The organism is Amycolatopsis sp. NPDC057786, from assembly GCF_042797905.1.
In the GTDB taxonomy this organism is placed as follows: domain Bacteria; phylum Actinomycetota; class Actinomycetes; order Mycobacteriales; family Pseudonocardiaceae; genus Amycolatopsis.
Map to the genome: position 1 here is coordinate 15,617 of NZ_JBHVKW010000128.1, position 6,133 is coordinate 21,749.

Here is a 6,133-nt window from a genome sequence, read left to right on the forward strand (position 1 = left end):
GGGGCCGTTTGGGGGCGCGGGCCCCATGGGGGCCACCCCCCGGGGGGGGTGGCGACACCCCATTTTGGGGAAAATCCGCCGTCCGCACGGGGGTTTCCGCGACACGCTCGACCGGAGGCGGCGAGCACCCGCCGCGGTGCAGGGTGCGCAGGGTTGCGAAAGCCACTTTCGCAACCTTCAACGTTGCGAAAGTGGCTTTCGCGCCCCCTCCCGGGGCGCACCCCGCCGCCGCGCCCCGAAGAAGACCCGAAGGTCCCCTTCACCGCGTCAGGTGCGGCGAAGGACGCTTTCAACCCACTCGACCACATCGAGAACCGAGAGCTACCGATTGACTTTCGATAGATAACGCGCGAAACTCGATGCATGATCACAGGACAACGGGCGGTCGCGCCTCTCCGAGTGTTCCTCGTGCTGTTGTTCGGGGTCCTCGTCCTCTTCCAGACCATGTCCCTGCCGGGCCAGTTCGCGCATATGGCACGGCAGGACCCCGAAATGGCGTACCTACGCTGGCCCGCGACAGCGATCTCCCTCTTCTGGGTGCTGTGCGTCCAGGTCGTGGTCGTCGCCACCTGGCATCTGCTCACGCTGGTCAAGAAGGACCGGATCTTCACCGAGGCGTCCCTGAGATGGGTGGACGCCATCGTCTGGGCCATCCTCGCCGGCTGGGTGGTGCTGGCGGGCGTGTTCCTCTACGTCGGCTTCAACGCCGAAGACCCGGGCCTGCCGCTGCTGTTGTTCCTGGCGTTGATCGGCGTCGCCGTGCTCGGCCTGCTCATGGTCGTGATGCGCACGCTGCTGCGGCAGGCCACCACCCTGCGGTCGGACATGGAACAGGTGATCTGATGCCGATCGTCGTCCGCATCGATGTCGAGCTGGCCAAACGCAAGATGAGCGTCGGCGAATTCGCCGAACTCGTCGGGCTCACCCCGGCGAACGTGGCGGTGCTGAAGAACGGCCGCGCCAAGGCCGTCCGGTTCAGCACCCTCGAAGCGATGTGCCGGGTGCTCGAGTGCCAGCCAGGCGACCTGCTCGAATGGGTCGAAGACTAGGCCACCGAGAACTTCAGGTGGAAGTTGTCGAGCGTCGCGGGCAGCGGCCGCTCCGGCCCGAGGACGGCACCTGAGGCCAGCTCGAAACGCCGGTCCTTGATCAAGTGCGCCAGCATCGTGCTCGCGCAGAACAGCACGAGGTCCCTACCGGGGCAGACGGCCGGTCCCGCGCTGAACGGGACGAGCGCCGGATTGGCCGCCGCGCTGCCGTCCAGCCAGATCCCGGGTTCGAACCGGTCGGCGTAGGGCAGGGATTCGGGGTCGCGGTGGAAGTACGGGGTGAAGATCAGCACCGTGGTCCCCGCGGGTCCCCAAGCGGTCTCGGCCGTGCTCTCGCGCAGCAGCGCGGGCGTGGTCGGCCACAGCCGGACCGATTCGAGGGCACAGGCACGCAGGTACGCGAATTGGCCGGGCGCGGTCAGGTCGGCGGCCGCGACCTCCTCGTCGGCCCGTTCCCGTGCGTCGGGATGGGTGGCCAGCAGCGCGAGCGCGCGGAAGGTGACGATCCCGGCGGCGTCGAACGCGAAAAGCCAGTGGGCGACCTGGTCGGCGACGACGTCCATCGTCCGCTCGCCCGAGGGACCCGCCGATGCGATGGCTTCCGCGAGACTTCCCGGCTCCGCCCGTTCCAGGTGGCCGATGAGCCTGGTGCGGAACTGATCGTGGAGCCGGTCGCGCCGGGGGTGCGCGTACGCCCAGTTCGCGTCCTTCCGCAGGCGGGCGAGTGTGTCGGTGAGGCCGTCGTCGCCCGCCGCGGACTCACCGAGCGTCACCCGGCGGACCATCCGCCACCAGGCCACGTTGAAGGTGTCCCAGTCCAGCGTGCCGCCGTCCCAGAGCGACGCCGCCTCATCGGCGATCGCCGCGGCGAAGGGCGCGGCGAGGTCGTGCAGCGGTTTCCCCGGTTCGAGGACGTCCTCGTTGAACCTGCGGCGCGGCGCGCGCTCCGTCGCGTCCGAGATCAGCACGCCGTGCGGCTGGAAATGTCCCAGAGCCGCCCGCTTCTCCTTGGTCGACGGGCTGAACGGGACCGGCGCGGCGGCGAGCACCTCGCCGACGTCCTCCCCCGACAGCGCCAAGTCGACCGTGCGGCCGGGCACCCGCAGGCGCAGCGGGCCAGGGCCGTAGTGGGACCGGAGCCGCCCCAGCAGCCGCACGGCGGCGCGGTCGAACTGAAGTTTCTGAGCCGCGGCCATCCCCAGCGGCCGCCGTTTGATCACCCCGCCGGCGAGCGTGGGCAGGACGACGCGCAGCGCGACGCGCACGGTGTCCTGGACGGAAGCGGTGGCCGGTTCGGTCGAAATCGCCATACCCGGGGCTACCCGGCGCGGCGCGCGCGTAACCGGTTTGTCCCACGTCCGGGCGGGGAATCCGGCCGCCATGGCGACCAAGGCACCCGGGGCGGCTCCGCCCGAGACCGCGGATCTCGACAAGCTTCGTTCGGCGGCGTCCGGCTGCCGCGGCTGCGACCTCTACCGCGACGCCACCCAGACGGTCTTCGGCGAAGGCTCACGCACGGCGGAGATCATGGTGGTCGGCGAACAACCCGGCGATCAGGAGGATCGGCAGGGTGCCCCGTTCGTGGGGCCCGCCGGGCGGCTGCTCGACCGGGCTCTCGACGAGGCGGGCTTCGACCGCCGGAAGATCTATGTCACCAACGCGGTCAAACATTTCAAGTTCAAGCGGGACGAACGCGGCAAACGGCGGATCCACAAGACGCCGTCCAAGACCGAGATCGTCGCCTGCCGTCCATGGCTGCACGCCGAACTCGCGGCGGTGCACCCGGAACTGCTGATCTTCCTCGGCGCGACGGCGGCGAAGGCGCTCCTCGGCGATGACTTCCGCATCACCCGGAGCCGCGGCGAGCGGATCGACCTCGCCGAGTTCGCCACCACCGCGGTCGCGACCGTGCACCCGTCCGCCGTGCTGCGCGCGCCGGATCGCGACGAGGCCTACCGGGCCTTCGTCGCGGATCTCGTGGCGGCGCGCGGCGACCGCTGAATCACGCCACTTCGGAGCTGCGGCCGCTGTCGTGCAGGCCGAGCATGTCCAGCAGCGTCGCGCAGTCTTCGGCGCTCGTCGCCCGCGCGGCCACGGCGAGCGCCGCCTTACGACGGATCGCCTCCTGCTCCGGCGTGTCCTGGCCTTCCGGCAGCAGGTCCGGGACGGGATGGAGTCCGAGTTCGTTGTTCATCTGTCCCCCTTGGCTGTGAAGGATGTGTCGCATTGGTACCCGCGGCTCGCGGGTTTGAACACGGGTGACCCCGTTCGGGGGTGAATCAGCCCCGCAGCGCCGGGAGCAGCGTGTCCTCGGCGAAGCGGAGGAAACCTTCCTGCTGGTCACCACCGATCTGGATCAACGCCAGATCCGTGAATCCGGCGGCCTCGAATTCACCCACCTGCTTCACGATCCGGTCGACGTCGGGCCCGCACGGGATCGCCTCGGCGACGTCCTCCGGTTTGACGTACTGGGTGGCGCCGGCGAACCCCGCGGGCCCCGGCAGTTCGGCGTTGACCTTCCAGCCGCCACCGAACCAGCGGAACTGCTCGTGCGCCCGCCGGATCGCGGCCTCCCGATCCTCGCCCCAGGACACCGGCAGCTGGGCGATCTTCCTGCTGGGCGGACCGAGTTTGGTCGCGTCCCACTCCCGGCACAGCGACCCGTCCGGCTCCACCGCGATCATCGCGTCGGCGATCGGCGCGAACCGGGTCACCGACTGCGAGCCCGACACCGCGACCCCGATCGGGACACGCTGCTCCGGCAGGTCCCAGAGCTTCGCCGAGTCCACCCGGAAGTGGTCACCCTTGTAGTTGAAGTAGCCGCCGTCGAACAGCCCGCCGATGATCTGGACCGCTTCGGCGAGCATTTCGTGCCGGACGTTCACCGGCGGCCAGCCGCGTCCGACGACGTGTTCGTTGAGGTTCTCCCCCGCGCCGAGGCCCAGGGTGAACCGGCCGTCCGACAGCGCCTGGACGGTCGCCGCCTTCTGCGCCACCACCGCCGGGTGATAGCGCATGGTCGGGCACGTCACGAAGGTCATCAGTTCGACCCGCTCGGTACTCTGGGTGACCGCTCCCAGCACGCTCCACGCGTACGGCGAATGCCCCTGCTCGTCCAGCCAGGGCGAAAAGTGGTCGCTCATGACCTCGAAGTCGAACCCCGCTTTCTCCGCCCCGGCGGCGTATCCCACCAGGTCCTTCGGTCCGGCCTGTTCGGTCATGAGGGTGTAGCCGATGCGCATAGAAGCCTCCTTCGCGTCCGACCCCCGCGTACCCGCCCGTTCCCCGGCTCAACCGGACGTTTATCCGGCGAATCGAACGGGGTACCTGACCGGGGGAAGGAAGGAGCCGCGATGCCGCAGCAGGCTTGGAGCGACAAACGAGAACGTCAGTACGAACACATCAAGGACTCGGCGAAGGATCGGGGCGCGAGCACCGACCGGGCCGAGGAGATCGCCGCCCGCACGGTCAACAAGAACCGCGCGCAGGCAGGCGAGTCACGCGAGGCCAGCCGTACGTCCCTCCAGGACATGTCACCCCAGCGGCGGGGCGGCAAGCGGTCCGGGAACCGGTTGGGCCCGAACGGCCCGACCAAGGACCAGCTCTACAACGAAGCGAAACAGCGCGACGTCGATGGCAGGTCGAAGATGTCCAAAAAGGAGCTTCAGCGAGCCCTGGGCCGTTGATCACGCGTCACGCGGCGGAGCACCGCCGCGGTCACCCCACGGCCACGGACGGATGGGTTTCGTAATGGATGCACACGGACGGGGCGGCCTCACCCCCCAGACCCGGCCCGGCTCGGACGGACTGTCCGATCGGGCCGAGCTCCGCCTTCCTGCCGAGGCGGAGCAGATCCCTCTCGTTCGCACGCTCACCCATGGCGTGGTGGCCCGTGCGGACTTCGGCTTGGACGCCATTTCAGACGCGAAGATGGCCGTCGACGAAGCCTGTTCCCAACTTGTCCAGCCCGCTGAACTGGGAGCCGTTCTTTGTTGTGTCTTTCACGAGATACCGGAAGGAATCGCCGTCTCGATCTCGACGCGGACGAACCGGCCCTATCTGCCGAGCGAGACGACTTTCGGCTGGCACGTCTTGACGACGTTGACCCACTCGGTGCGGGCGCGGTGCGAACCGATCCCCGGCGAAACAGGGGGGACGACGACGATCGACCTCGTCTTGGCCCCGGGAACGAGCGACGGGTGAGTGGCGAGCGCAAGACACTCACCCGGCAGGCGGACGACTACGCCCATTGTGAACCGCTCTTCGAGGAGATGGCCTCCCTGCCGGAGGATTCCTCGCGCCGCCGGGAACTGCGTGCCCACCTCGTCACCGAGCTGTTGCCGCTCGCCGAGCACATCGCCACCAGGTTCTCCGGCCGCGGCGAGCCTCGGGAAGACCTGGTCCAGGTGGCGCGGATCGGCCTGATCAACGCGGTCGACCGGTTCGACCCCGGCCGTGGGCACGACTTCCTCTCGTTCGCCGTGCCCACGATCATGGGCGAGGTCCGGCGGCATTTCCGGGACACCGGCTGGTCGGTCCGGGTGCCGAGGCGGCTCAAGGAGCTCCACGTCTCGCTCAGCCAGGGCACGGCCGCGTTGTCCCAGCGGCTCGGCCGTGCGCCGACTCCGACCGAACTCGCCGAATACCTCGGGCTCGAGGTCAACGACGTGCGGGAAGGTCTGCTGGCCGGCCAGGCGTACCAGACGCTGTCGGTCGACAAACCGGTGCACGACAACGCCACCGAGGCCCTCTCGCTCGCCGACACGATCGGCGAGGAAGACCACGAGATGGCGTTGGTGGAGAACCACGAGGCGCTGCAACCGCTGCTGCGGGAGCTCCCCAAGCGGGAACGCGCGATCCTTGTGATGCGCTTCTTCGGGGGCTACACCCAGACGCAGATCGCGGAACGGATCGGCATCTCGCAGATGCACGTTTCGCGGCTCCTGTCGCAGACGCTGGACCAGCTGCGCGGGAAGCTCTCCGAGTAACGCCGACCTTCAGGCGTAACACGCGTGATTAAAGACGTAACTCGCGTGATTGCAGGCGTAACTCTCTCATACGGCTCCAAGCACGCGAGTTACGCC

9 protein-coding genes are annotated in these 6,133 nt (G+C 68.9%); 6 read left to right on the plus strand and 3 right to left on the minus strand.

Going from position 1 to position 6,133, the window contains the following annotated elements; translation table 11 throughout:
• Positions 1 to 363: 363 nt before the first annotated feature.
• The gene (locus ACFVM3_RS37860; RefSeq protein ID WP_378444656.1) at positions 364 to 843 is read left to right on the plus strand and encodes a DUF2975 domain-containing protein; all 480 of its coding nucleotides are present in this window, start codon (positions 364 to 366) and stop codon (positions 841 to 843) included.
• Positions 843 to 1,049: a helix-turn-helix transcriptional regulator gene (locus ACFVM3_RS37865; RefSeq protein ID WP_034319648.1), complete on the plus strand. Its 207-nt coding sequence runs from the start codon at positions 843 to 845 to the stop codon at positions 1,047 to 1,049. Before ACFVM3_RS37860 ends, ACFVM3_RS37865 begins: the two co-directional genes overlap by 1 nt.
• Here ACFVM3_RS37865 and ACFVM3_RS37870 read toward each other — a convergent pair.
• Positions 1,046 to 2,359 (minus strand): cytochrome P450, encoded by a 1,314-nt coding sequence (locus ACFVM3_RS37870; RefSeq protein ID WP_378444657.1) that lies wholly within the window; start codon positions 2,357 to 2,359, stop codon positions 1,046 to 1,048. The genes ACFVM3_RS37865 and ACFVM3_RS37870 overlap by 4 nt on opposite strands.
• Positions 2,360 to 2,429: 70 nt before the next feature.
• Between ACFVM3_RS37870 and ACFVM3_RS37875 the strand changes: the two genes are divergently transcribed.
• Positions 2,430 to 3,050 carry a UdgX family uracil-DNA binding protein gene (locus ACFVM3_RS37875; protein WP_378444658.1) on the plus strand — a complete coding sequence of 207 codons (621 nt, stop codon included), beginning with the start codon at positions 2,430 to 2,432 and terminating at the stop codon, positions 3,048 to 3,050.
• A gap of 1 nt (position 3,051) precedes the next feature.
• Here ACFVM3_RS37875 and ACFVM3_RS37880 read toward each other — a convergent pair whose 3' ends face one another.
• Entirely contained in the window at positions 3,052 to 3,243 is a 192-nt protein-coding gene (locus ACFVM3_RS37880; RefSeq protein WP_378444659.1) for a hypothetical protein, read from the minus strand.
• Between the two features lie 85 nt (positions 3,244 to 3,328).
• Positions 3,329 to 4,291 carry a TIGR03557 family F420-dependent LLM class oxidoreductase gene (locus ACFVM3_RS37885; protein WP_378444660.1) on the minus strand — a complete coding sequence of 321 codons (963 nt, stop codon included), beginning with the start codon at positions 4,289 to 4,291 and terminating at the stop codon, positions 3,329 to 3,331.
• A 111-nt stretch (positions 4,292 to 4,402) separates the two neighbouring features.
• Here ACFVM3_RS37885 and ACFVM3_RS37890 point away from each other — a divergent pair, with 111 nt between their 5' ends.
• The 3 genes from ACFVM3_RS37890 (at position 4,403) to ACFVM3_RS37900 (ending at position 6,037) form a co-directional block, all read left to right on the plus strand.
• Complete coding sequence (locus ACFVM3_RS37890) at positions 4,403 to 4,735, plus strand: plasmid stabilization protein (RefSeq protein WP_378444661.1); 333 nt, start codon at positions 4,403 to 4,405, stop codon at positions 4,733 to 4,735.
• 64 nt (positions 4,736 to 4,799) lie between these two features.
• Positions 4,800 to 5,252 (plus strand): anti-sigma factor, encoded by a 453-nt coding sequence (locus ACFVM3_RS37895; RefSeq protein ID WP_378444664.1) that lies wholly within the window; start codon positions 4,800 to 4,802, stop codon positions 5,250 to 5,252.
• Positions 5,249 to 6,037, plus strand: coding sequence for a SigB/SigF/SigG family RNA polymerase sigma factor (locus tag ACFVM3_RS37900; RefSeq protein ID WP_378444662.1), 789 nt, complete (start codon positions 5,249 to 5,251; stop codon positions 6,035 to 6,037). The genes ACFVM3_RS37895 and ACFVM3_RS37900 overlap by 4 nt, the downstream gene beginning before the upstream one ends.
• Positions 6,038 to 6,133 lie beyond the last annotated feature (96 nt).